Origin of the sequence: Nonomuraea sp. NPDC000554 (assembly GCF_040300065.1) — a bacterium.
Lineage (GTDB): Bacteria > Actinomycetota > Actinomycetes > Streptosporangiales > Streptosporangiaceae > Nonomuraea.
Genome location: NZ_JBEPDC010000007.1, coordinates 248915 through 271424, shown reverse-complemented (window position 1 = coordinate 271424; position 22510 = coordinate 248915). Strand labels below are relative to the sequence as shown.

22 protein-coding genes and 1 riboswitch are annotated in these 22510 nt (G+C 72.9%); of the genes, 9 read left to right on the top strand and 13 right to left on the bottom strand.

Annotated features, from left to right (window positions below):
- Positions 1 to 51: 51 nt before the first annotated feature.
- Positions 52 to 1119, top strand: a complete 1068-nt coding sequence (locus ABT294_RS16675; RefSeq protein ID WP_350806545.1) for a polyprenyl synthetase family protein — start codon at positions 52 to 54, stop codon at positions 1117 to 1119.
- 175 nt (positions 1120 to 1294) lie between these two features.
- On the opposite strand, the gene thiE is transcribed toward ABT294_RS16675, so the two are convergent.
- The 3 genes from thiE to ABT294_RS16660 are packed head-to-tail and all read right to left on the bottom strand — an operon-like array spanning position 1295 to position 3482.
- On the bottom strand, positions 1295 to 1930 hold the full coding sequence (thiE, locus tag ABT294_RS16670) for a thiamine phosphate synthase (protein WP_350806544.1): 636 nt from the start codon (positions 1928 to 1930) through the stop codon (positions 1295 to 1297).
- Positions 1908 to 2282: an Rv2175c family DNA-binding protein gene (locus tag ABT294_RS16665; protein WP_350806543.1), complete on the bottom strand. Its 375-nt coding sequence runs from the start codon at positions 2280 to 2282 to the stop codon at positions 1908 to 1910. The genes thiE and ABT294_RS16665 overlap by 23 nt, the downstream gene beginning before the upstream one ends.
- A 30-nt stretch (positions 2283 to 2312) precedes the next feature.
- Positions 2313 to 3482: an NAD(P)/FAD-dependent oxidoreductase gene (locus ABT294_RS16660; protein WP_350806542.1), complete on the bottom strand. Its 1170-nt coding sequence runs from the start codon at positions 3480 to 3482 to the stop codon at positions 2313 to 2315.
- A 52-nt stretch (positions 3483 to 3534) separates the two neighbouring features.
- Positions 3535 to 3651, top strand: a riboswitch (TPP riboswitch).
- Between ABT294_RS16660 and ABT294_RS16655 the strand changes: the two genes are divergently transcribed.
- The 4 genes from ABT294_RS16655 (at position 3641) to pknB (ending at position 7991) form a co-directional block, all read left to right on the top strand.
- Positions 3641 to 4882 carry an FAD-dependent oxidoreductase gene (locus ABT294_RS16655; protein ID WP_350806540.1) on the top strand — a complete coding sequence of 414 codons (1242 nt, stop codon included), beginning with the start codon at positions 3641 to 3643 and terminating at the stop codon, positions 4880 to 4882. Its footprint overlaps the riboswitch before it by 11 nt.
- A complete protein-coding gene (thiS, locus tag ABT294_RS16650) occupies positions 4879 to 5079 on the top strand; it encodes a sulfur carrier protein ThiS (RefSeq protein WP_350806539.1) in 201 nt (66 codons plus the stop codon). Before ABT294_RS16655 ends, thiS begins: the two co-directional genes overlap by 4 nt.
- The gene (locus tag ABT294_RS16645) at positions 5072 to 5827 is read left to right on the top strand and encodes a thiazole synthase (RefSeq protein WP_350806538.1); all 756 of its coding nucleotides are present in this window, start codon (positions 5072 to 5074) and stop codon (positions 5825 to 5827) included. Before thiS ends, ABT294_RS16645 begins: the two co-directional genes overlap by 8 nt.
- A gap of 247 nt (positions 5828 to 6074) precedes the next feature.
- Positions 6075 to 7991 carry a Stk1 family PASTA domain-containing Ser/Thr kinase gene (gene pknB / locus ABT294_RS16640; RefSeq protein WP_350806537.1) on the top strand — a complete coding sequence of 639 codons (1917 nt, stop codon included), beginning with the start codon at positions 6075 to 6077 and terminating at the stop codon, positions 7989 to 7991.
- A gap of 45 nt (positions 7992 to 8036) precedes the next feature.
- On the opposite strand, the gene alc is transcribed toward pknB, so the two are convergent.
- The 3 genes from alc to ABT294_RS16625 form a co-directional block, all read right to left on the bottom strand.
- Positions 8037 to 8981: an allantoicase gene (gene alc, locus ABT294_RS16635; protein ID WP_350806536.1), complete on the bottom strand. Its 945-nt coding sequence runs from the start codon at positions 8979 to 8981 to the stop codon at positions 8037 to 8039.
- Positions 8982 to 9027: 46 nt separating this feature from the next.
- Complete coding sequence (gene allB / locus ABT294_RS16630) at positions 9028 to 10350, bottom strand: allantoinase AllB (RefSeq protein WP_350806535.1); 1323 nt, start codon at positions 10348 to 10350, stop codon at positions 9028 to 9030.
- 65 nt (positions 10351 to 10415) lie between these two features.
- Positions 10416 to 11615: a glycerate kinase gene (locus ABT294_RS16625; protein WP_350806534.1), complete on the bottom strand. Its 1200-nt coding sequence runs from the start codon at positions 11613 to 11615 to the stop codon at positions 10416 to 10418.
- A 223-nt stretch (positions 11616 to 11838) separates the two neighbouring features.
- Between ABT294_RS16625 and ABT294_RS16620 the strand changes: the two genes are divergently transcribed.
- The gene (locus ABT294_RS16620) at positions 11839 to 12987 is read left to right on the top strand and encodes a winged helix DNA-binding domain-containing protein (RefSeq protein WP_350806532.1); all 1149 of its coding nucleotides are present in this window, start codon (positions 11839 to 11841) and stop codon (positions 12985 to 12987) included.
- A gap of 127 nt (positions 12988 to 13114) precedes the next feature.
- Here the strand turns inward: ABT294_RS16620 and ABT294_RS16615 are convergent, their stop codons facing one another.
- The 6 genes from ABT294_RS16615 to uraD form a co-directional block, all read right to left on the bottom strand.
- On the bottom strand, positions 13115 to 14512 hold the full coding sequence (locus ABT294_RS16615) for an 8-oxoguanine deaminase (RefSeq protein ID WP_502912059.1): 1398 nt from the start codon (positions 14510 to 14512) through the stop codon (positions 13115 to 13117).
- A 101-nt stretch (positions 14513 to 14613) separates the two neighbouring features.
- A complete protein-coding gene (locus ABT294_RS16610) occupies positions 14614 to 15087 on the bottom strand; it encodes a (2Fe-2S)-binding protein (RefSeq protein WP_350806531.1) in 474 nt (157 codons plus the stop codon).
- On the bottom strand, positions 15087 to 15947 hold the full coding sequence (locus ABT294_RS16605; protein ID WP_350806530.1) for an FAD binding domain-containing protein: 861 nt from the start codon (positions 15945 to 15947) through the stop codon (positions 15087 to 15089). The genes ABT294_RS16610 and ABT294_RS16605 overlap by 1 nt, the downstream gene beginning before the upstream one ends.
- A gap of 4 nt (positions 15948 to 15951) precedes the next feature.
- Positions 15952 to 16827 (bottom strand): factor-independent urate hydroxylase, encoded by an 876-nt coding sequence (gene pucL, locus ABT294_RS16600; RefSeq protein WP_350806529.1) that lies wholly within the window; start codon positions 16825 to 16827, stop codon positions 15952 to 15954.
- A gap of 2 nt (positions 16828 to 16829) precedes the next feature.
- Complete coding sequence (uraH, locus tag ABT294_RS16595; protein WP_350806528.1) at positions 16830 to 17129, bottom strand: hydroxyisourate hydrolase; 300 nt, start codon at positions 17127 to 17129, stop codon at positions 16830 to 16832.
- Positions 17126 to 17629 carry a 2-oxo-4-hydroxy-4-carboxy-5-ureidoimidazoline decarboxylase gene (gene uraD / locus ABT294_RS16590; protein ID WP_350806527.1) on the bottom strand — a complete coding sequence of 168 codons (504 nt, stop codon included), beginning with the start codon at positions 17627 to 17629 and terminating at the stop codon, positions 17126 to 17128. Before uraD ends, uraH begins: the two co-directional genes overlap by 4 nt.
- A gap of 247 nt (positions 17630 to 17876) precedes the next feature.
- Between uraD and ABT294_RS16585 the strand changes: the two genes are divergently transcribed.
- Positions 17877 to 18722 (top strand): deoxyribonuclease IV, encoded by an 846-nt coding sequence (locus ABT294_RS16585; RefSeq protein ID WP_350806526.1) that lies wholly within the window; start codon positions 17877 to 17879, stop codon positions 18720 to 18722.
- A 161-nt stretch (positions 18723 to 18883) separates the two neighbouring features.
- Here the strand turns inward: ABT294_RS16585 and ABT294_RS16580 are convergent, their stop codons facing one another.
- Positions 18884 to 20227, bottom strand: coding sequence for a PucR family transcriptional regulator (locus ABT294_RS16580; RefSeq protein WP_350806524.1), 1344 nt, complete (start codon positions 20225 to 20227; stop codon positions 18884 to 18886).
- 88 nt (positions 20228 to 20315) lie between these two features.
- Here ABT294_RS16580 and ureA point away from each other — a divergent pair, with 88 nt between their 5' ends.
- Positions 20316 to 20879 carry an urease subunit gamma gene (ureA, locus tag ABT294_RS16575; protein WP_350806523.1) on the top strand — a complete coding sequence of 188 codons (564 nt, stop codon included), beginning with the start codon at positions 20316 to 20318 and terminating at the stop codon, positions 20877 to 20879.
- Positions 20876 to 22510, top strand: coding sequence for an urease subunit alpha (locus tag ABT294_RS16570; protein ID WP_350806522.1), 1635 nt, complete (start codon positions 20876 to 20878; stop codon positions 22508 to 22510). Before ureA ends, ABT294_RS16570 begins: the two co-directional genes overlap by 4 nt.

Here is a 22510-nt window from a genome sequence, read left to right as displayed (position 1 = left end):
ACACCTGCCTGGCGATTCGAGTCTCTCCACCCGGCTACTACGCTCAGGGGCATGACCACTGACGCCGCGAGCATGGACACCCTGCGCGCACAGGTAGATCGTTCGCTGAGGGAGTTCGTCGAACGGCAGCTGCCCACCCCTGTGGAGGAGGAGCTCGAACCGCTCCGGACCGCCGCGCACGAACTGCTGTCGGGCGGCAAACGGCTGCGTCCCGCGTTCTGCTACTGGGGATGGCGCGGCGCGGGCGGCACCGACGTCCCCGAGATCTTCACCGCCGCCGCGTCGCTGGAGCTGTTGCAGGCCAGCGCGCTGGTGCACGACGACGTGATGGACAAGAGCGACCTGCGCAGGGGCATGCCGGCAGCGCACCGGCGCTTCCAGACGCTGCACGAGAAGTCCGGCTGGCACGGGTCGGCGGAGCAGTTCGGCGAGGGCGCGGCGATCCTGCTGGGAAACCTGCTGCTGATCTGGTCGGGCGAGATGTGGCGCACCAGCGGCCTGCCGGCGCGGTCACTGGCGGCGGCGCAGCCCGTCCACGACCACATGCGCACCGAGCTGATGTGCGGCCAGTACCTCGACCTGCTGGAGCAGGCGCACGGCGAGGGCACGTTCGAGTCGGCGCTGCGGGTGGCGCTGTTCAAGAGCGGCAAGTACTCCGTGGAGCAGCCGCTCAGGCTGGGCCTGGCCCTGGCCGCGGGCGAGCGGGCGCCGTGGATGGACGAGCTGTGCGAGAAATACGGCACCCGCGTCGGCATCGCGTTCCAGCTGCGTGACGACATCCTGGGCGTGTTCGGCGACCCCGCGCAGACCGGCAAGCCCGCGGGCGACGACCTGCGCGAGGGCAAGCGGACGATGCTGGTGGCCCGCACCCTGGCCGCGGCCTCCCCGGCGGCGGCCGAGACGGTGCGCCGCCTGCTCGGCGACCCCGCCCTGGACGAGCAGGGCGTGACGACGCTGCGCGACATCATCGACGGCGCCGGCGCGCTCCAGGAGTGCGAGGACCTCATCGGCGACTACCTCGGCGAGGCGCTCGCCTCCCTCGACCAGGCCCCGATCACCGCCGAGGCCCGGGCCGCGCTGGCGGAGCTGGCCGTCGCGGCGACCTCACGCAACACCTGACCCACCGGGCCCCCGCTGCCATGCGGGCGGCCTTCGGCGAGCGGGCCAGGCGCTTGGTGCCGAGCGCCTGGTGTTTCCAGTGGCCAGACGCCCGGTGGCGAGCGGACCAGGCGCTTGGTGCCGAGCGCCTGGTGTCTCCGGTGGCCAGGCGCTCGGTGGCGAGCGCCTGGCCGTTTCAGCGGGCCAGGCGCTTGGCGAACTCGGCCGCTGCCGCGCCCGGGTCGTCGGCGTCGGTGATGGCTCGCACCACCACGACCCGGCTGACCCCGTACGACATGACCTCGTCGAGATTGTTCAGGTCGATGCCGCCGATGCCGAACCACGGCCGGTCCGTGCCGAGCGCCGCCGCGTGCCTGAGCAGCGGCGGGCCGGGCGCGTGCCGGCCGGGTTTGGTGGGCGTGGGCCAGATGGGGCCGCAGCAGAAATAGTCGACGCCCTCCTCCACCGCGGCGGCGGAAGCCTCTGCGGTGGAGTGGGTGGACCTGCCGATGAGGATGTCGTCGCCGAGTATCTCTCGCGCGACGGTCACGGGAAGGTCGTCCTGCCCCAGATGGAGCACGTCGGGACGGGCCGCGACGGCGATGTCGGCCCGGTCGTTGACCGCCAGCAGCCGGCCGTGCCGGTCGCAGGCGTCACGGAACACCTCCAGGAGCGCGAGCTCCTCGCGCGCCTCCAGCCCCTTCTCCCGAAGCTGGACGATGTCGACGCCACCGGCCAGCACCGCGTCGAGGAACTGTGGGAGGTCGCCGCGATCACGGCGGCCGTCGGTGCAGAGGTAGAGCCGCGCGTCAGAAAGCGAGGGCTTGGGCACGCCGCTTGACCTCGGTATGACGTCCGGCCTTGATCGCCTCGATGGGCGAACCGGGAAGTGATTCGTCTGGTGTGAAGAGCCAGCGCAGCGATGCGACGTCGTCGTATCCGGCGTCCTGCAGCACGGTCAGCGTGCCGGGCAGGCCCTTCGTCACGTCCTTTCCATCAATGAATACCGCGGGCACCTGGGGCCCGCCGCTACCACGCCTCACGCCGAGGAGCTTGTGGTCCTTCAGGAGCTGCTTGGCCCGCCCCATGGACAGGTCCAGGCGTTGGGCAACTTCGGGGAGAGTGAGCCACTCGTCGATGAGCTGTTCGGTCTCCCGGTCGATCTGTGCAACAGAAAGCGTCACGAACCCACAACTACCACATGGCGCGCTTGCTCAAACAACACAATCCCGTAGGGCGACATCTGGATCTACCAGGCGTTCCGGGTCGAGGCGGTGGCCGCCCTCGATGATCCTGCGTCCCTGGACGAGGTCCCGGGGGCGGTCGACGGCGAGCACCGCGGCGAGGGTGTCGTCGGCGGTGAGCCAGCAGGCCGACCACTTGCCCCTGGCCTCGCCCCGGTAGAGCAGGCGCTCGCCCGCCGGATGGTGCCCGGCGTACTGGACCATGTGCCCGAACTGCTCCGACCAGAAGTACGGAACCGGGTCGTAGACCGCCTCCTCGCCCAGGATCGTGGCCGCGGCCACCTCGGGGGCGTTGAGCGCGGTGTCCCAGTGCTCGACGCGCAGCCTCGTCCCGTAGCGGCGCGACCACCAGGCCGCGCAGTCGCCCACCGCCAGCACGCCCGGCATGGACGTGCGCAGGCGCTCGTCGGTGACGACGCCGTTGTGCAGGTCGAGGTCGGCGTCGGCGAGCCACTCGACCGCCGGGCGGACCCCGATGCCGGTGACCACCACGTGCGCGTCGACGAACTCGCCGCCGACCAGCTCGACGCCGCCCTCGTCGACGGACGCCACCATCGTCTCGAGCCGCAGGTCGATGCCCTCGTACCAGGGCTGGGTGCGGACGCCGATCTCGGCGCCGACGGCGTGCACGAGCGGGGTCGACCCGGCCTCGATCACGGTGACCTCGCAGCCGGCGCGGCGGGCCGCCGTCGCCACCTCGGCGCCGATCCAGCCCGCGCCGATGACCGCCACCCGCGCTCCCCGGACGAGCCTCGCGCGCAGTTCGAGCGCGTCGTCGAGAGTCCGCAGGACGTGTTGCGGTCCGTCTCCGGGCAGCGTGATCGGCTCGGCTCCGGTGGCGATGACGAGGTGGTCGTAGCCCAGCTCGCCCTCGGTGGTCTCCACGACGCCCTCGCGCAGCGCCTTGGCCGAGACGCCCGGCCAGAAGTCCACCCCCAGGGCGTCGAGGTCGGCGTCGACGAAGCTGGAGTCGGCGGTTCCGAGCAGCACCGCCTTGGACAGCGGCGGACGGTCGTAGGGGCGGTGCCGCTCCTGACCGATCAGGGTGATCCTGCCGTCGAACCCGCGTCCGCGCAGCGCCTCGACGCTGCGGACCCCGGCCAGCCCCGCTCCCACCACCACGACATGTCTCACGTTCATGACCATAACGGGGCCCGTCCCGGCGCGTGGCCCCGAGGCCTTAGGCTGAAGACGTAAGACGCGCGGGAGTCCGGCCGTTACCGGGCTGAGAGGAAGGCTTGACCGGGCCTTCGACCGCAAGACACCTGATCCGGATCATGCCGGCGAAGGGAGCGGACATGCAGGTCGTGGTGGGTGGCGGGATCGTCGGGCTGTCGGTGGCCTGGCGCCTGGCCCGCGCCGGCAGGCCGGTGACCGTCGTCGACCCGGCTCCGGCCTCGGGCGCGTCGCACGCGGCGGCGGGCATGCTGGCGCCGGTCAGCGAGGTCACCTACACCGAGGAGCCGCTGCTCCGGCTGGGGATGGCGTCTCTGCGCAGGTGGCCGTCCTTCGCCGCCGACCTCATCGCCGACGCCGGCCTTCCGACCACCGGGCTCACCCCCGTGACACCCGCTGAAGGCGGGCCCGCCCCCCGTGCCGGCAGGGCTCCCACTGATGGCGGCGGGTTGGATTTCCGGTCCGACGGGACTCTCGACGTGGCGTTCGGGGCTGACGACCTGGCCGCGCTCGACGAGCTGGCCACGTTCATGGAGAAGCTGGGGCTGCCGGTCGAGCGGCTCACCGGGCGCGAGTGCCGCCGTCTGGAGCCGATGCTGGCGCCGTCCGTCCGTGGCGGCCTGCTGGCCCCCGGCGACGCGTGGGTGGACCCGCGCCGCGTGACCGCCGCGCTGCTCGTCGCGCTGGAGCGGCGGGGCGTGCCTCTCGTGCGGGCGCGCGTCACCGAGTTGATCCGCGAGGGCGGCGCGGTCACAGGCGTGCGGCTCGCCCCGCCCGGCCACGACGTCCCAGCGCAGCCCCCGCCCGGCCACGGCGTGCCCACGGAGATCCCGGGAGGCCGCGACGTGCCTGGGGAGATCCGGGCGGAGCGGGTCGTCCTGGCGGCAGGGGCGTGGAGTGCCGAGCTGGCCGAGGTGCCCGTCCGGCCGGTCAAGGGGCAGATCATGCGGCTGCGGTCCCCTCAGCCGCTGCTCGGGCGGTGCGTGCGCGGCACCGTGCACGGCGCGTCCGTGTACCTGGTGCCGCGGGGCGACGGCGAGCTGGTCGTGGGAGCCACGCAGGAGGAGCTCGGGTTCGACCGGCGGGTGACGGCGGGCGGCGTGTACGAGCTGCTGCGCGACGCCCGCGAGCTGGTGCCCGGCGTAACCGAGCTGGAGGTGGCCGAGATGGTGGCCGGGCTGCGTCCCGGCACGCCTGACAACGTGCCGCTGATCGGGCCGAGCGCGACGCCGGGGCTGCATCTGGCCACCGGCCACCACCGCGGCGGGGTGCTGCTCGCTCCGCTCACCGCGGCCATGCTGCAAGGCGAGGAGAGCGAGCTGGCGCAGCTCTGCTCACCCCTGAGATATCGGGATATTTCATGAATGTGACGATCAATGGGGCCGCCCAGGAGGTGCCCGACGGCATCACCGTGGCGCAGGCCGTCCAGACCCTGACGACCGCCACCACCGGCGTGGCCGTCGCGGTGAACGGTGAGGTGGTGACGCGGAGCACCTGGGAGACGACGGCGCTCGGCGACCGCGACACCGTCGAGGTGCTCACGGCGGTGCAAGGTGGATGACCTGATCATCGGCGGGGAGAAGTTCTCGTCCCGGCTGATCATGGGGACGGGCGGCGCGCCCTCGCTGGAGGTGCTCGACCAGGCGCTGGTCGCGTCCGGCACCGAGCTGACCACGGTCGCCATGCGGCGGCTGGACCCGTCGGCCCGCGGCTCCGTCCTGGACGTGCTGCGCGAGCGCGGCATCAGGGTGCTGCCGAACACGGCGGGCTGCTTCACGGCCGGAGAGGCGGTGCTGACGGCCCGGCTGGCTCGCGAGGCGCTCGGCACCAACTGGGTCAAGCTGGAGGTCATCGCCGACGAGCGGACGCTGCTGCCCGACCCGATCGAGACGTTCGACGCTGCCGAGCGGCTCGTGTCCGACGGGTTCGTGGTGCTGCCGTACATCGGCGACGACCCCGCGCTCGCCCGGCGGCTGGAGCAGGCGGGCTGCGCGGCCGTGATGCCGCTCGGCGCGCCCATCGGGTCCGGGCTCGGCATCCGCAACCCGCACAACATCGAGCTGATCGTGGAGGCCGCCTCGGTGCCGGTGATCCTCGACGCGGGCATCGGGACGGCGAGCGACGCGGCGCTGGCGATGGAGCTCGGCTGCGACGCCGTCCTCCTGGCGACGGCGGTCACCAGGGCACAGCGGCCCGACCTGATGGCGGCGGCGATGAAGGCGGCCGTCCAGGCCGGACGGCTCGCCCACCAGGCAGGCCGCATCCCCCGCCGCCGCTACGCCGAGGCATCCTCCCCGACCGTCCCCTGAGCCTGGCTCCCCCTCCAGCCCCACCGGCGGGAGAGGGCGCCCCGCTCTTGCGGGCGTCACCCCCGCCGCGGCCGGGCGTTCGTTCCCGCGCATGGGTCCTTTCGGGCGGGGGTGGTGGTGTCGGTGCGGTGGACGGATCGTTACGTCCCGCTTCCTTGGTGGTGGGCGCGTTCCAAGGGGCACGGCTCGGCATCGGTTTCGGGTGGTCAGGCCCTGCCAGTGGCGAAACGCCCGTAAACTCAGCGGGGTGGACACGACGACGGCGGACCCCTTGGTCGGGCGACTTATCGATGGGCGCTACCGCATCGAGTCCCGCATCGCCCGAGGCGGGATGGCGACCGTCTACCTCGCGCTGGACATACGGCTTGACCGTACGGTCGCGCTGAAGGTCATGCACGGCTCGCTGGCCGCGGACCCCGCGTTCGTGCGGCGCTTCATCGGCGAGGCGAAGTCCGTCGCCAGCCTCTCGCACCCCAACGTGGTGCACGTCTTCGACCAGGGCACCGACGGCGACGTCGTCTACCTGTCGATGGAGTACGTGCCGGGCAAGACGCTCCGCGACATCCTGCGCGAGCGCGGCAGGCTGCCCGCCCGCGAGGCGCTGGAGATCATGATCCCGGTGCTCGCCGCGCTGGGGGCCGCGCACCAGGCCGGGATGGTCCACCGCGACGTGAAGCCGGAGAACGTCCTGCTGACCGGCGACGGCCGGGTCAAGGTCGTGGACTTCGGTCTGGCCAGGGCGATCGAGGCCACCAACCAGACCCGCACGGGCGTGATGATCGGCACGATCGGCTACATGTCGCCCGAGCAGGTGACGACCGGCGGCGCCGACGTGCGCAGCGACGTCTACGCCGCGGGCATCATGCTGTTCGAGCTGGTCACGGGCCAGCAGCCGTACGACGGCGAGACACCGATGTCGGTGGCCTACCGGCACGTCCACGACACGGTCCCGCCGCCGTCGTCGCTGATGCCCGAGGTGCCGCCGCTGATCGACACGCTGGTGACCCACGCCACGGCCCGCGAGCCGCAGGACCGTCCGGCCGACGCGACGGCGATGCTGGTGGCGGCCGTCGACGCGCACCGGATGCTGCCCAGGCTGACCAACCCGCCGCTGTCGCACTCGGGCGCGCACTCGGGCGCCCAGTCCGGGGCGCACTCCCACCCGCAGACCAGGCCGCCGGTGACGCCGGCGCACACGATGATCCAGCCGCGCTCCGAGTTCACGCCCGAGCCGCGCAAGAGCTCCGGGTTCAGGCCGAACTGGTTCCTGGTGGTGCTCGCCGGCGTGATGGTGGTGGCGGTGGCGCTGACGGGCTGGTATTTCTCCCAGACGGACTACGTCGCCGTCCCCGACCTGGTCGGCAAGAACATGGCGGCGGCCAAGCAGAGCGTCACCGGGCTCGGCTTCCAGGTGCGCGAGGCCCAGGGCCAGTACGACGAGAAGGTCGCCGAGGGCCTGGTGCTGAGCACCGACCCGGTCGCCAAGCAGGAGGTCGAGAGCGGCGCGGTGATCACGCTGGTGCCCTCACTCGGCCCCAAGCGGATCGTGGTGCCGAAGGTCGAGGGCATGTCCGCGGCCGACGCCCGCATCGCCGTCGCCAACGCGGGGCTGACCGTGGGCCAGGTCAAGCGGCTGGCGGACCAGCAGATCGAGCGCGACAAGGTGATCCGGACCTCGCCGCAGGTGGGCGAGAGGGTCAAGGAAGGCACCCGGGTCAACATCTACGTCAGCGCGGGCATGGTGATGCCCGACGTCGGCGGCATGCCGAAGGACGAGGCCGCCGCCTACCTGGGGCAGCAGGGCTTCCAGGTGCAGGTCAACGAGGTCGACGACGACGCCGAGCCCTGCACGGTCATCGCCCAGTCGCCGAAGGCCAAGGCTGAGGTCAACCGGGGAGCGGCCGCGATGATCACCGTGGCTCGCTGCCAGACCGACTTCTGGGAGTACTGGACCCGCGGCGACAACGAGGCCCGCGACGACCAGGACGTCCGGCTGGTGCCCGCGGTGATGGGCAAGAACATCAACGACGCCAAGCGCGAACTGGAGCAGCTCGGCTTCAAGGTGCAGGTGCGCAGGCTGGTGGGCGACGGCGTGGTCCACTTCCAGCGCCCGACCCCGAACAGCGAACGCCCCGCCGGCGCGCAGGTGTTCCTCTGGCAGTGACCGGCCGTTCGCGCCCGGGCCGGGCGGTCACACGGCCGCGCGGGCTCAGGTCAGGTGGCCGTGCAGGCGCACTCTGGCCAGGCCGCCGTCCGGGTAGATGTCGACTCGGACGTGCGTCACGGGGCCCGCGGGGGCGAGCCGGAAGCGGTGCGGGGTGTCGGGCTGCAGCCGGGTCCGGGGAAGCAGTTCGGTCTCCCGGTCGCCGTCGAGGCCGGTCATCGACAGCCAGCCGGGGGCGTTGAACAGCAGGTTGGTGGTGTCGATCTCGGCCAGCCTGACGAGCCCGCGCCCGGCCAGGCGGATGACCAGCCACTCGTTGCCCTCCTCGCGGCGGCGCGCGGTCTCCCAGCCCTCCGCCTGGTGGCGGGCCAGCCCGGGGGCGAGGGCGTTGTTGGGCGAGGAGTAGAACGCGTTGGAGCAGGCGGTGACGAGCCCGCCGTTCTGCAGCGCGGCCAGGTCCAGGCTCAGGCCGTCGTAGACGGACAGGTCCGGACGGACCTCGCCGTGCACCCGCAACCGAGCGATCCCCCCGTCGGGATACATGTTCAGCCGGACGTGGGTGTACCGGGCGCTGTCTGCCACGTCGAAGTGGTGCTCGGCGTCACCTTCCAGACCGCTCCTCGGGACGATCTCCGTCCAGCGGGCGGCTTCCAGCTCGGCGGGCGACGGATGGCCCCCGACCTCGGCGGCCTCGACAGCGGCGTGCGGCGGGTAGTTGCCCGTGAACCAGGCCGTGTCGATGACCACCCCGCGCACCACGCCCGGCAGCCCGAGCCGGACGATCGCCCAGTCGTGGCCGGGCTCGCGGCGACGCCGGGTCTCCCATCCGTCGTAGACCTGCCCCTTGTGCCCGAACGTCTCCGCCCGGAACGCGGGACGTCCGGGACGGATCAGGTTCTCCTTCTCCGCGAAGGACTCGTCGCTGGCGGCGACGACCGACCCGCCGAAGGTGCGCAGCGCCAGGTCGGGCAGGTCGGTGAAACGTGGCATCCGATGCTCTCCGATCGGGAAGGCGCGCAGGGCGGGACGGCGTCGGCTAGTGGTGTCGGAGCAGGATGGCGCCGTGCGGGACGGTGCCGGTGGGGCCGCCTCGTAGCCAGGTGGTGTGAACGGCGCCCTTGAGGGTGCGTCCGTGGTAGGGCGTGACGGGGTTCTTGTGGTGGAGCCGGTGGGCGTCGACGGGGTTGTCGGCGGACGGGTCGAAGGCCACCAGGTCGGCATCATTGCCCGGCTTTATCGCGCCCTTTCCGGATATTTCGGCGATCGCTGCCGGATGGGTGGACATCCAGCGGACCACCGCGTCCAGGCCGAAGCCCCTGCGGGACGCCTCCGTCCAGATGATCGGCAACCCGAGTTGCAGGGAGGAGATGCCGCCCCAGGCGGCGGCGAAGTCCGGCACCTTGAGATCGGCCGTCGAGGGCGAGTGGTCGGAGACCACGCAGCTCAGGACGCCCCTGGCCAGGCCGTCCCAGAGGCGGTCGCGGTTGGCGGCCGGGCGGATGGGCGGGCAGCACTTGTAGCCGGTGTCTCCGTCGGGCACCTGCTCGGCGGTCAGCGCCAGGTAGTGGGGGCAGGTCTCGGCGGTCACAGGGAGCCCGTCGGCCTGGGCGGCTTCCAGCACGTCCAGGCAGTCGGCGCTGGAGACGTGCAGGATGTGCACCCTGGCCCCGGTCTGCCTGGCGAGCAGGACCACCTGCTCGACCGCGCTGCGTTCCGACTCACCCGGCCGCGATTCCAGAAATTCCGGATATGTCGGGCCGGTTGGCTCGCCAAGGAGCGCCGGGTCCTCGGCGTGGACCACCATGAGGCCGCCGAACCCGGCGATCTCCTCCATCGCCTGCCGCACCTCCGGCAGGGTGAGCGCGGGGAACTCGTCCACCCCGGACGGCGACAGGAAGCACTTGAAGCCGTGGACCCCGCGGTCGTGCAGCGCCCGGAGCTCCTTGACGTTCCCGGGGATCGCGCCGCCCCAGAACCCGACGTCCACGTGGCAGCGCCCCTCGGCGGCCCGCACCTTCACGTCCAGCGCCTCCACGCTGACGGTGGGCGGGATCGAGTTCAGCGGCATGTCGACGATCGTGGTGACCCCGCCCGCGGCGGCCGCCCTGGTGGCCGAGGCGAAGCCCTCCCAGTGGGTCCGTCCGGGCTCGTTGACGTGCACGTGCGTGTCGACCAGCCCGGGGAGGAGGGCGAGGTCGCGGAGGTCGACGTCCTCCGCCGCGTCCAGGACGTCCGCGTACGCGTGCAGCGCCGCGATCTTCCCCGCGCGCACGGCGACGGCCGCGGCCCGCTCGCCGTCGGCCGTGACGGTCCTGCGCGACCGGACCACCAGGTCGTACCCCTGACCAGTCCCGCTCACCTGACACCTCCCCTTCCCCGCGACCAGTGATTACCCGCGACAGCCGCCCCGCACCACCCGCCGGTTCACAGCCGGTCGGCGGCTATCCGGGCCGCCAGCCGTTCCAGGAGGGCTCCGGCTTCCGCCATGCACCGGTCGGGGTCCGGCTCCAGGTCGGTGAGGGCGTAGGCGGCCTCGATGCCCGCGGTGGCGAGTTCGGCGTCGGACAGCGAGCGCCGCCCGCAGACCGCCACCACCGGGACTCCCGCCTTGGCGGCGGCCTGGGCGACGCCGACGGGAGCCTTGCCGCGCAGCGTCTGCTCGTCCAGCGAGCCCTCGCCGGTGATCACCAGGCGGGCGTCCTTGACGAGGTCGCCGAAGCCGAGCAGGTCCAGGAGGTAGTCGATGCCCGGGCGGATCTCCGCGTGCAGGAAGGCCAGCGCGGCGAAGCCGACGCCGCCGGCCGCCCCCGCACCGGGGGCGCCGGCGACGCCCATGGCGCGGGGCGTGTCGTCGTGCTCGACCGCGCCGAGGAGCCCGTGGGTCTGGGTGGCGACGGCGGCGAACCGCGACAGGGCGGCTTCCAGGACCCGGACGTCCTCCGGCGTCGCCCCCTTCTGCGGGCCGTAGACGGCCGCCGCCCCGTGCGGGCCGAGCAGCGGATTGTCCACGTCGCTGGCCACCACGAACTCGACCCCGGACAGATCGGTGAACCCGGTCAGGTCGATCCGCTCGAGGCGGCGAAGCTCGGCGCCGCCGTGCCCGAGGTCGTCGCCGTCGGCGTCGAGCAGCCGGGCTCCCAGTGCCTGGGCCATGCCCGCTCCCCCGTCGGTGGAGGCGCTGCCGCCCAGGCCCAGCACGATCCGCTGGGCTCCCCGCCGGACGGCGTCGGCGATGAGCTCGCCGGTGCCGCGGCTCGTGGCGGTGAGCGGCTCGTGGCCACCCGGCAGCCGGCGCAGCCCGGACGCCTCGGCCAGCTCGACGACGGCGGTCGCCCTGCTGTCAGTCGGGCTGCCGGACGGGCCAGCGGGCAGGCCGGCGGGACGCCAGGCGTAGGAGGCCGCCACGGGGAGCCCGGTGGGGCCGGTGACCTCGACGGTGACGCGGGTGAAGCCGCAGGCCACGACCGCGTCCACGGTGCCGTCGCCGCCGTCGGCGACGGGCAGCTCGACCGTCGGAACCCTGAGGCCCGCCGACACCCTGGACGCCACTTCGGCCGCCGTGAGGGAACCCTTGAACTTGTCGGGGGCGACAAGGACGTGCTGAACCACTGCGAACTCCTGCACGATCATGAACAATGGGCGGACGCGCCTTCCTGCCCGGTGCGAGCGGGCAGGAAGGCGTGCCGGGGACGACCCATCATCACACCTCCCCCGCCAACGCCTCGACCTCGCGGCGGGTGCTCCCGCGGAACTTGTCGGAGGCGTCGTCTACGCTGCGCCCTGCGAGAGTGTGGCGGCTGGGCTCCCCCGCGCGGAAAGCGGGCGGGGCCAGGGAAAGAGGGGCGGCGTGCGGATCTCGGCGTGGCAGAGGCGGTCCCGGCTGGGCGTGCAGCATCGGCTCGCCGCGAAGGCGGCGAACGTGGAGGAGGCCGCGGAGTCGATGGTGGCGCTGCACGCCACCGACCCGGCGACGGTGTTCCTGTCGGCGGGCGCGCGGCTGGAGGCGCCCGGCCCCGAGCCGGTCGAGCGGGCGCTCTACGACGACCGCACGCTGGTGCGGATGACCGGCATGCGGCGCACCGTCTTCGTGGTCCCGGCCGCCCTGGTTCCGGTGGTCCACCACTCCTCGACGTTCGCGATCGCCGTGAAGGAGCGCAGGTCGCTGCTGAAACTGCTGGGCGAGGGCGGCTGGGGCGATCCGTGGCTCAAGGACGTCGAGGCGTCGGTGCTCCGGCTGCTCGCGGAGGCGGGCGAGGCCACGGCCGCCGAGCTGGGCGCGCTGGAGCCGCGGCTGCGCGAACAGGTGCGGGTGGCGGTCGGCAAGCCGTACGAGGCCGTGCACGGCGTCGGCACCCGGCTGCTGCCGGTGATGGCGATGGAGGGCCTCGTGGTGCGGCGGGGCCGCCCGGCGGGTTCGTGGATCAGCGGGCAGCACCGCTGGGGCGTGGCCCCGGCGATGGCCGAGCTGACCGCGCACGAGGCGCAGGCCGAGCTGGTGCGGCGCTGGCTGGCCGCGTTCGGCCCCGGCACGGAGGCCGACCTCAAGTGGTGGACGGGATGGACGCTGGGCGACGTCCGCAGGGCGCTGGCCGCGGTCGGCGCGGTGGCGGTCTCCCTGGACGAGGGCACCGGCTACGTCCTGCCCGGCGACCTCGACGAGCCCCCGCCGCCGGAGCCGTGGGCCGCGCTGCTGCCCGCGCTCGACCCGACCCCGATGGGCTGGCAGGCGCGCGACTGGTACCTGCCGCAGGCGCACCGGGCCGAGCTGTTCGACCGGAGCGGCAACGTCGGGCCGACGGTGTGGTGGAACGGCGAGGTCGTGGGCGGCTGGGCGCAGCGGCGCGACGGCGAGATCGCGTGGCGCCTGCTCGCGGACGTGGGCTCCGACGCGAAAGCCGCCATCGAGGCGCAGGTGGCGGGCCTCGCGTCCTGGCTTGACGGGGTGACGGTGACACCCCGCTTCAGGACCCCGCTGGAACGGGAGCTGTCGGCCTAGCCCCGTAGCCGGCCGTGCCGCCGGTTCCGCGGCGCCGGCCGAACAGAAATCGGCCAGGCGCTGACCGGCGCCGTCAAGAGCTGAGGCCGCCCTCATGGGAGCACGCGGCCTTCGCCGAGCCGCGGGCTCATGGCGTCGGGGGCTTCGGCTCGGGGTCCGGTGCGATGGGTTCGCGGGTCACCCCGTGCTGTTCGGCCAGCCGCAGCAGGCGTCGGTGTGCCCGTGCTCCGGCGCGTCCCGCTTCGTCCTGCGCGACGGTTCTGAGCTCGTCGTCCTCGACGATCGTCTCGCCGCCGACCAGCAGCCGCGCGAGGGGCGGCCGCCCGGACGCGAGGACCAGCGCGAAGACCGGGTCGGCGACGGCGCCCGCGAAGGGCCCGTCCATCCGCCAGAGCGCGATGTCGGCCAGTTTGCCCGCTTCGAGGGAGCCCAGCTCGTCCTCGCGGCCGAGGTTGCGTGCGCCGCCCGTCGTGGCCAGTTCCAGGGCCTGCCGGGCGGTCAGCGCCGTCGGCCCGTACCTGGCCCGCTGGGACAGCAGCGCCTGCCGCATCTCCCCGGCGAGCGCCGTCAGCTCGGCGGACGCGCTGCCATCGACGCCGAGCCCGACGTTGGCCCCCCGGCGCAGCATCTCCGACACCCGGGCGATCCCCGCGCCCAGCCGCCCGTTGGACGAGGGGCAGTGCGCGGTGCCGGTGCCGGTGGCGGCGAACCTGTCGATGTCGGCGTCGCTCAGGTGCACCGCGTGCGCGACCCACACGTCCGGGCCGAGCCAGCCGAGCTTGTCCAGGTAGGCGGTCGGACGCGCGCCGAACTGCGCCCGGCAGTGCTCCTCCTCGTCCACCGTCTCGGCCAGGTGCGTGTGCAGCCGCACTCCTTTGGACCTGGCCAGGGCGGCGGCCTCGGTCATCAGCTCGGCGCTCGCCGAGAACGGCGAGCACGGCGCGACCGCGACCCGCAGCTTCGAGGAGAACGACGGGTCGTGGTAGGCGTCGACGGCATCGGCGGTGGCGGTGAGGATCTCGTCGAGCCGCTCGACGACGACGTCCGGTGGCAGGCCGCCCTGCGACTGTCCCCGGTCCATCGAGCCGCGCGCCGGGTGGAAGCGGACGCCCAGCTCGCGCGCCGCCTCGATCTCGGCGGCGAACAGGTCCCCCCGGCCCTTGGGGAAGACGTAGTGGTGGTCGCTGGACGTCGTGCAACCCGACAGGGCCAGGTGGCCGAGCCCGGCCGTCGCCGCGCCCTTGACGACGTCGGCGTCCATGGCGGCCCACACCGGGTAGAGCGCCACCAGCCACTCGAAGAGCGTGGCGTCCTGGGCGAGGCCCTGCGAGGCCCACTGGTACAGGTGGTGGTGGGTGTTGACCAGGCCGGGGGTGGCCAGGCAGCCGGTGCCGTCGATGCGGGTCGCGCCGGGGGCCTCGGGCGCGGGGCCTGCCGCGACCTCGGCTATCCGATCACCCTCGATCCGGATATATCCGGATTTGATCTCTGGGCCGACGACCGGGGCGAGGTACGCGTTCTCGATCAGCACCACCCGGCCGGGAGCCCCGCCACGTCCCCGGCCGCTCGCCAGGTCCCCCGGCTGAGCACCGGCCCCGTCGCCCACCTGCTCACTCACCTGCTCACTCACCGGGTCGCCGCCTTTCGCTCGGCGGCCAGCCGTACCGCGTCCAGGATCTTCTCGTAGCCCGTGCACCGGCACAGGTTCCCCGCGAGCGCCTCGCGGATCTCCGCGTCCGACGGCCGGTCCACCCGCTCGATGAGGTCGTGCGCCTGCACGATCAGGCCCGGCGTGCAGAAGCCGCACTGCACGGCCCCGCACTCGACGAACGCCTCCTGCACCGGGTCGAGGCCGTCGCCGGTGGCGAGCCCCTCCACGGTGCGCACCTGCCGGCCCTCGGCCTGCCCGGCGGCGACCAGGCAGGCGCAGACGGGGGTGCCGTCCAGGTAGACCGTGCAGGATCCGCACTCACCCTGCTCGCAGGCGTTCTTCGAGCCCGGCAGGCCGACCCGCTCGCGCAGCACGTAGAGGAGGCTCTCGCCCTCCCACACGTCGTCCACGCACTCCTCGCGGCCGTTGACGGTGAAGGTGACGCGCATCAGGCGGCCCTCCTTCCGAGGTAGTCGTTCCACGCCCAGGTGAGCGTGCGGCGGGCCATCACGCCGATGGCGTGCCTGCGGTATCCGGCGGTGCCGCGCACGTCGTCGATCGGCGAGGCGGCCTGGGAGCACAGCTCGGCGAAGCGGCGCAGCAGCGCCGGGTCGAGGGGGGCGTCCCAGTCGAGCTCGCCGCGCAGGAACTCCTCGGCCTCCACCGCGCGGCGCGGGGTCGGCGCGGCGGAGCCGATGCCGGTGCCGATACGCCGCTCGTCCGGGTGCAGCGCGACGGCGAACGAGCAGACCGCGATCACCATGGCGTTGCGGGTGCCGACCTTGGAGAAGTACTGCGGCCCGGTCGCGGGCTTGTGGTGGAACGCCCTGATCAGCTCGTCCGGCTGGAGCGCCGACCGCTTGACACCCACGTAGAAGCCGGACGCCGGGATCATCCGGACGCCACGCGCCCGCGACTCCACCTCGATGACGGCGTCGGCGGCCAGCAGGGGCGGGTGGCTGTCGCCCGCCGGTGACGCCGCGCCCAGGTTGCCGCCGACGGAGCCGCGGTTGCGGATCTGCGGCGAGCCGACCGTCCGGGACGCCTGGGCGAGCCCCGGCAGCGGCCCGCCCAGCTCCTCGATGATCCGCGTGTACGGGACAGCCGCCCCCACCCGGTACGTGCCGTCCTCCAGCGACCACTCCAGCAGCTCGGCCACCTGGTTGAGGTCCAGCAGCGCGGGTGGCCGGCGGACGTCGAAGTTGATCTCGACCATCACGTCGGTGCCGCCCTGGATGGGCACCGCCTCCGGCTGCTCCGCCTTGGCGGCCAGCGCTTCCTCCCACGTCGTGGGGCGCAAGAAGTCCATCGTCCTACTCCCAGGCGAATCCGGCGTCACGCGCGTCGTCGCGCAGCACGCTGCCCTCGATGAGCCCGTACGGGCGGTCCGCGACGTGGAACACCTCGTTCTCGTTGTCCAGCCCGAACGGCGACAGGTCCACGAGGAAGTGGTGCTTGTTCGGCATCGCGAGCCTGATCTCGCAGATCTCCGGGCAGGTGTTCAGCACCCGCTCGCCCATGGCGTACAGCGTCTGCTGGAGGGAGAGGCTGTGCGTCTGCGCGAACGCCTCCAGCAGGCACCTGCGCGCCTCGCCGTACGACTTGCCGAAGGAGGACGTCTCGTCCACGTGCCGCCACCGGGCGGCGACGGCCGTGGCCAGGACGCGGTCGGTGGTCGGCTGGAGGGTGGTGTACTCGTCCACGAGGAAGCCGTGGAACTCCGAGCCGGTCGAGTTGAGCACGACCAGGTCCTTCAGGCCCGACACGACGGTGGTGCGGCCGTCCCGGTCGTGGTGGACGACGCAGGTGCGCACCTCACCGTTGCCGCGCACGAACGAGTGCCGGTCGCCGCCGGCGACCGGGATGCGGTCCCAGGCGTACTCGTCGATCTCCACCCTGGCGTGGTGGATCGGCGGGTACCCGTCCACGTAGTGCCTGGCCAGCAGGAGGGCGAAGTCCTCGATCTGGTCGAGGCCGTGCTTCCTGGCGAAGGCGTAGGCGATGTTCTTCTGCGTGTCGGTCGGCAGCACGGCGGCGTTGTCGCCGCTCAGGTGGACGGCCTCCATGTCGCCGGAGAGCGAGGTGCTGACGTTGACGTCCTTGAGGTGGTGGACGTCGCCGTCCCTGACGACGCGGACCAGCCTGGTCTCCGCCTTGCCGTAGCGGTTGGGGCCGAGAATGACCGACACGGTTAGCTCCCTCGGTAGGTGGAGTACGCGAACGGGCTGAGGAGCAGCGGCACGTGGTAGTGCTCGGCCGGGTCGGTGACGGTGAAGGTGATCACGACCTCGGGGTAGAAGGTGTCCTTCAGGTAGGCGCCGGTGTCGAAGACGACGCGGTGGACGCCCGCGCCCGGGTTCCAGCCCTTGATCCGGCCGTCCTCGTCGGTGCGGCCCTCGGCGACCACGCCGCCCTGGTGCTCCAGCCGTACCTGGACCCCGGCGGCGGGACGTCCCGTGACCGCGTCCAGCACGTGCGTCGAGAAGCTCACCGGCCCGCCTCCCCCACCAGCTTGGCCATCCGCAGCGTGGTGATCTTGGCCAGTTGGTCGCGGACGGTGTCGCGCTCCGTCAGCTCGTCGTTGGCCAGCCGCTCGCGGAGCCTGCCGAGCAGCTGCTCGCCCGTCAGGCCGGTGGCGCAGATCAGGTACACGTGGCCGAAGCGGTCCTCGTAGGCGCGGTTGCCCTCGGCGAGCGCGGCGCGCAGGCCGTCCTCCACGCCCGACTGCTCCTGGCGGGACCACGACGCCTCCCGGCCGTCGCCGTCCGCGCGCTCCCCGATCCTGGGGTGGGCGCTCAGCGCCTCCAGGACGTCCGGCCAGCTCAGGCCGCGCACGGCGGAGTCGGCGGCGGCCGTCAGCCTGGCGAGGTCCTGGTACGGGCGCCGCGACGCGACGGCCCTGGCGAAGACGCGGGAGGCGCAGCAGGCGAGCAGCTCCTCCTCGGCGGACGCAGGGTCCCGCGCGTTGAAGTCGGCGAGCGTGTGGGGCATGTCAGCAGTACACACATGGGCGTCGTGCCCGGTCCATCCGCAAGAACTCCCAACCGGTCCTGCGGTTGGCCAGAACTTTTCGTGTCATGCTCCAACCTACGCGCCCTGTCCGGGGCCGTCTCGGATCGGCGGGGCGGATCCCTCCGAGGCTCTCGCGGAGCGTCTTCGGACGGCCTTTGACGTGTCGGTTCACCCGATGGGAGCCGTCGCTGAATTGTCGTCCGCTCCCCCTAGACTGAGACCCATCATGACCCTGAAATCCCTGATCGGCGGACATGTGTTCGTCGCGGGCGGCCTGGCAACGGGCGGCCTCAAGTACATGGCCGAGATCGGCGCCGAGATGATCCAGGTGTTCGTCACCAACCCGCGCGGGTGGGCGCTCACCGTGGGCAAGCCCGACGAGGACGCCAAGCTGGCCGAGTCGGGCGTCGACACCTTCATCCACGTCCCCCACCTGGTCAACTTCGGCTCGCCCAGCCCCGAGACGCTCGCCAACTCCGTCGCCGTGGTCCGCCACACGCTCAGGCGTGGCGTCGAGACCGGGGCCAAGGGGGTCGTGGTGCACACCGGGTCCGCGGTCACGCAACCGCGCGACGACGCGCTGCGGCAGATCCACGAGCACCTGCTGCCGCTGCTCGAGGAGATCCCCGACGGCGGGCCCGACCTGCTGCTCGAACCGATGGCGGGGCAGGGGGCGGTGCTCTGCGCCACCGTCCAGGATCTGGAGCCGTACCTGGCGGCGCTCGACTGGCATCCGCGGGCGACCGTCTGCCTCGACACCTGCCACGCGTTCTCGGCCGGCCACGACCTGGCGGCGGAGGGCGGGGTCCAGGAGACGCTCGACGCGCTGCACAAGATCGCTCCCGGGCGGTTGAAGCTCGTCCACGCCAACGACTCCAAGGACACGTGCGGCTCCAAGAGAGACCGCCACGAGAACATCGGCGCGGGCCACATCGGCAGCCGGCCGTTCGCCGACCTGATGCGCCACCCCGCCGTCGCCGGGGTGCCCATCTGCATCGAAACCCCGGGCAAGGGCGAAAAGCACCGCGAGGACATCACCTTGCTGAAGAAGCTCCGCGACGGAACCCCGTAACCCCCACCGAAGGGTGCAGCCCCTGCCGCAGGGCAGCGCGCACAGCCGCCGCGCCGCAACACCACCACGCACCCACGGAGCCCCCTGGCGGCCATCTCGGCACCCGGCCGCCACACCACCACACCAACACCCCGTCGGCGGCCGTCCTCGCTGTGGTGCCGTCACGTCCCTGGATGGAGGGCGGCTGCGCGTAGGGCGAGGGCGACGATGGCGGCGTCCTGCGGGGCGCGGATGTCGCGGCCGGTGAGCTGCCTGAAGCGAGCGAAGCGGTGCTGGATCGTGTTGCGGTGACAGTAGAGCGCGGCGGCGGTCCCGGCGATCGCGCCGTCTCCCGTCAGGTGCGTCCTGACCGTCTCCAGCAGCCGCTCCCGCTCCACCGGCCCGATCTCCGCCAGCGGCCCCAGCACCCGCTCGGCCAGCTCCGCCGCCAGTTCGGGGCTCTGCGCCACGAACACCTCCAGCCAGCAGTCCTCCAACCGCATCGGCCCGGCGAAAGGCGCGCCGCCCGTGGAACCGGCGGGCGCTGAACCGTCGGGCGCGGTACAACCGGGCGTGGAAGCGACGGAGTCAGGGCGGTCGGGCGCTGTGCGGTCGCGGGCCGTGCCGCCGCCCGCTCCCCCGCCGTCGCCCGCTCCCCCGCCGTCCTCTGTTTCCGGGCCGTCGGCATCTCCCTGGGGGCGGTACGGGAGGGCGGCACGGGCCGTCGCCGTCGCCAGGCGGACCGCGTGAGGCACCTGCGACAGGCCCGCCACCTGGGGTGAGACCCCGCAGGGGACTCCCGCCAGCGCGTCGATCACCGCCCGTTCCGGGTCCGGTGAGCGGGCGGGGAGCTGGACCACGAGGATGCCCCCGATGGGCGAGTCGTGGCGGTGACGGCGCAGGGAAGCCATGGCCCCCGCTGCCGCGCGCAGGGCCGCCCCGGCCGAGGAGTCGGCCACCGCCGCCACGTAGGTGGCCGCCGGGTCGAAACCGAGGACCCGGCCGGCGTCCCGCACCACGTCCGGGTTGCGGCCGTCGTTGTCGAGGAGGCGGGCGAACCAGGTGCGGCGCTCGTCCTCGCGCTGCCTGCCCATCTCCAGGACCCCGCGCTGGTACCCGGTCATGAGGCCGGTGTTGTGCTGTTCGACCGCCTCCCACACCAGGTTGGCGGCCTGCAACAGGCCGGGGACGTCCTCGGGCCCCGCGTGGTCGACGAGCCCCTGCCACAGCACGCGCGCGTCCAGCCGGGCCGCCGCCAGCAGCGACTCCAGCGGCACTCCCTGGCCGGCCCGCCGTTCCCCCATCCGCTCGGAGTGCGGCGCCTGCTCCGGGGGGACGCGGCCTTCCGCGAGGTGCCGCAGGATCAGCGCGAACCCCACGCGGGCGCCTTCGCGCACCTCCTCCGGGCTGACCAGCCCGCGCGCGTACGGCTCGATCTCCATGACCTGGACGAGCCAGTCGTCGATGAGGTCCTCGTAGCCGGCCAGGCACCGGAGCGCCAGCCTGGCGATCGCGTCGTTGGTCACATGCACAATCTAACGTCCTATTTACGCACCGTATCGCCGTTGGTAACCCTCTGACCTGGCCCTACGGTGAGCGAAAGGGAGGAAGCACGTGCATCTGACGCCTCGTGAGCAGGAGCGGCTCACCATCTTCACGCTCGCGGAGCTGGCCCGCCGCCGCCGCGCCCGCGGGCGCAGGCTGAACGCGCCGGAGGCCATCGCGCTCATCTGCGACGAGATCCTGGAACTGGCGTGGGACGGCGCCTCCCTGGAGGAGGTCATCGCCGCCGCGAAGGCGGTCCTTACCCCGGACGAGGTGATGGACGGCGTTCCCGCGCTCGTCGCCCACGTCCAGGTGGAGGCGCTCTTCCCGAACGGCACCGCGCTGGTCGCGGTGGACGCGCCGATCGGCCCGCCACCGGCCGAGGGCCCGGGGGCGGTGCGGCTCGCGCCCGGCGACGTGGAGATCAACGCCGGCCGCGAGCGGAGCACGCTGCGGATCACCAACGAGGGCGAGCGCACCGTGTTCGTCTCCTCGCACTTCCCGCTGAGCGAGGTGAACGCCGCCCTCACCTTCGACGGGCCCCCGGACGGCCTCAGGCTCGGCATCCCCGCGGGCACGGCGACCGCGTTCCGTCCGGGCGAGACCGTCGAAGTGGAGGTCATCCCCTCGTGAAGCGCGAGACGTACAACGCGATCTACGGCCCCACGACCGGTGACCGGGTCAGGCTCGGCGACACCTGCCTGTGGGCCGAGGTGGAGCGGGACGACGTCCCGCACGGGGACGAGCTGCTGGGCGGCTGCGGCAAGACGCTGCGCGACGGGCTGCTCGCCAGCCCGCGCGGCGCCCGGGAGTCGGCGCTGGACCTGGTGGTCGCCGGGGTGGTGCTGATGGACCCGGTGCTCGGCGTGCGCAAGACGCACATCGGGGTGAAGGACGGCAGGGTCGTCCCGGTCGAGGGGGCGGTCATCGACTCGCACACCGCGATCGTCCCCGGCGAGGGCCTGATCGCCACGCCCGGCATCGTCGACTCGCACGTCCACCTGTCCTCGCCGGAGATCGCCCCGGCCGCGCTCGCGTCCGGTGTGACGACCGTGGTGGGCATGGGGCTCGGCGGGGTGTGGGACGTCGGCGTCAACCCGGCTCGCAACCTGCACACGCTGATGGCGGCCTGGCGCGGCACCCCGCTGAACGTGGCGTTCCTGGCCAGGGGGTCGTCCAGCTCGCGGACGCTGCTGGAGGAGGCGGTGCTGGCGGGCGCGGGCGGCTTCAAGATCCACGAGGACTTCGGGGCGACGCCGCGCATCATCGACACCTGCCTGGACGTGGCCGAGGCCGCGGACCTGCCGGTGGCGCTGCACTCGGACTCGATGAACGAGTCGGGCTACCTGGCCGACACGGTCGCGGCGACGCGCGGCCGCACCGTCCACGCGTACCACGTGGAGGGCGGCGGCGGGCACCCCGACCTGCTGGAGATCCTCAGCGAGCCGCACATCCTGCCGTCCTCCACCACTCCGACGATCCCGTACACGACGAACACGGTCGGCGAGCTGTTCCCGATGACGATGACCGTGCACCGGCAGAACCAGCACATCGGCAGCGACGTCGAGGTGACCAGGAGCCGGGTCCGCGCGCACGGCATCGCGGCGGAGAACGTCCTGCACGATCTGGGCGCGATCAGCATCGTCAACTCCGACTCGATGGGCATGGGCCGGGTCGCCGAGACGGTCCGCCGCACCTGGCAGCTCGCCCATCTCAACGCGCTGCGCGACCCCGGGGGCCAGGCGGACGGCAACGCGCGCATCCTGCGCTACCTGGCCAAGCTGACCCTGAACCCGGCCGTCGCGCACGGCCTGGCGCACGAGGTCGGCTCGCTCACTCCCGGTCGGCTGGCCGACATCGTGCTGTGGCATCCCGCCTGGTTCGGCGCGAAGCCGGAGCTGGTGATCAAGGGCGGCTTCGTCGCCCACGGGGTGTCCGGCAGCGGCTCCGGCTCGACCCGGCTGACCCAGCCGCGCGCCTACCGCCCGTACTTCGGCGCGCTGGGGGACGCGCCGAGCCTGCTGTCGCGGATCTTCGTCGCGGGTGACGCGCTCGAAAACGCCCGCGACGAACTGCCCGACGGGCTCCGGTACGCGGCCATCAGGCACGCCCGCGGCCTCACCCGAGCCGACATGTCCCGAAATACTGCGACACCGCAGGTCAGAGTGCCGCGCGAGCCCGGCCCCGTCCTCGTGGACGGCGTCGAGGTGAGCCTGTCACCCGCGACCGAGGTGCCGCTGGCCCAACTCCACCACTTCGCCTAG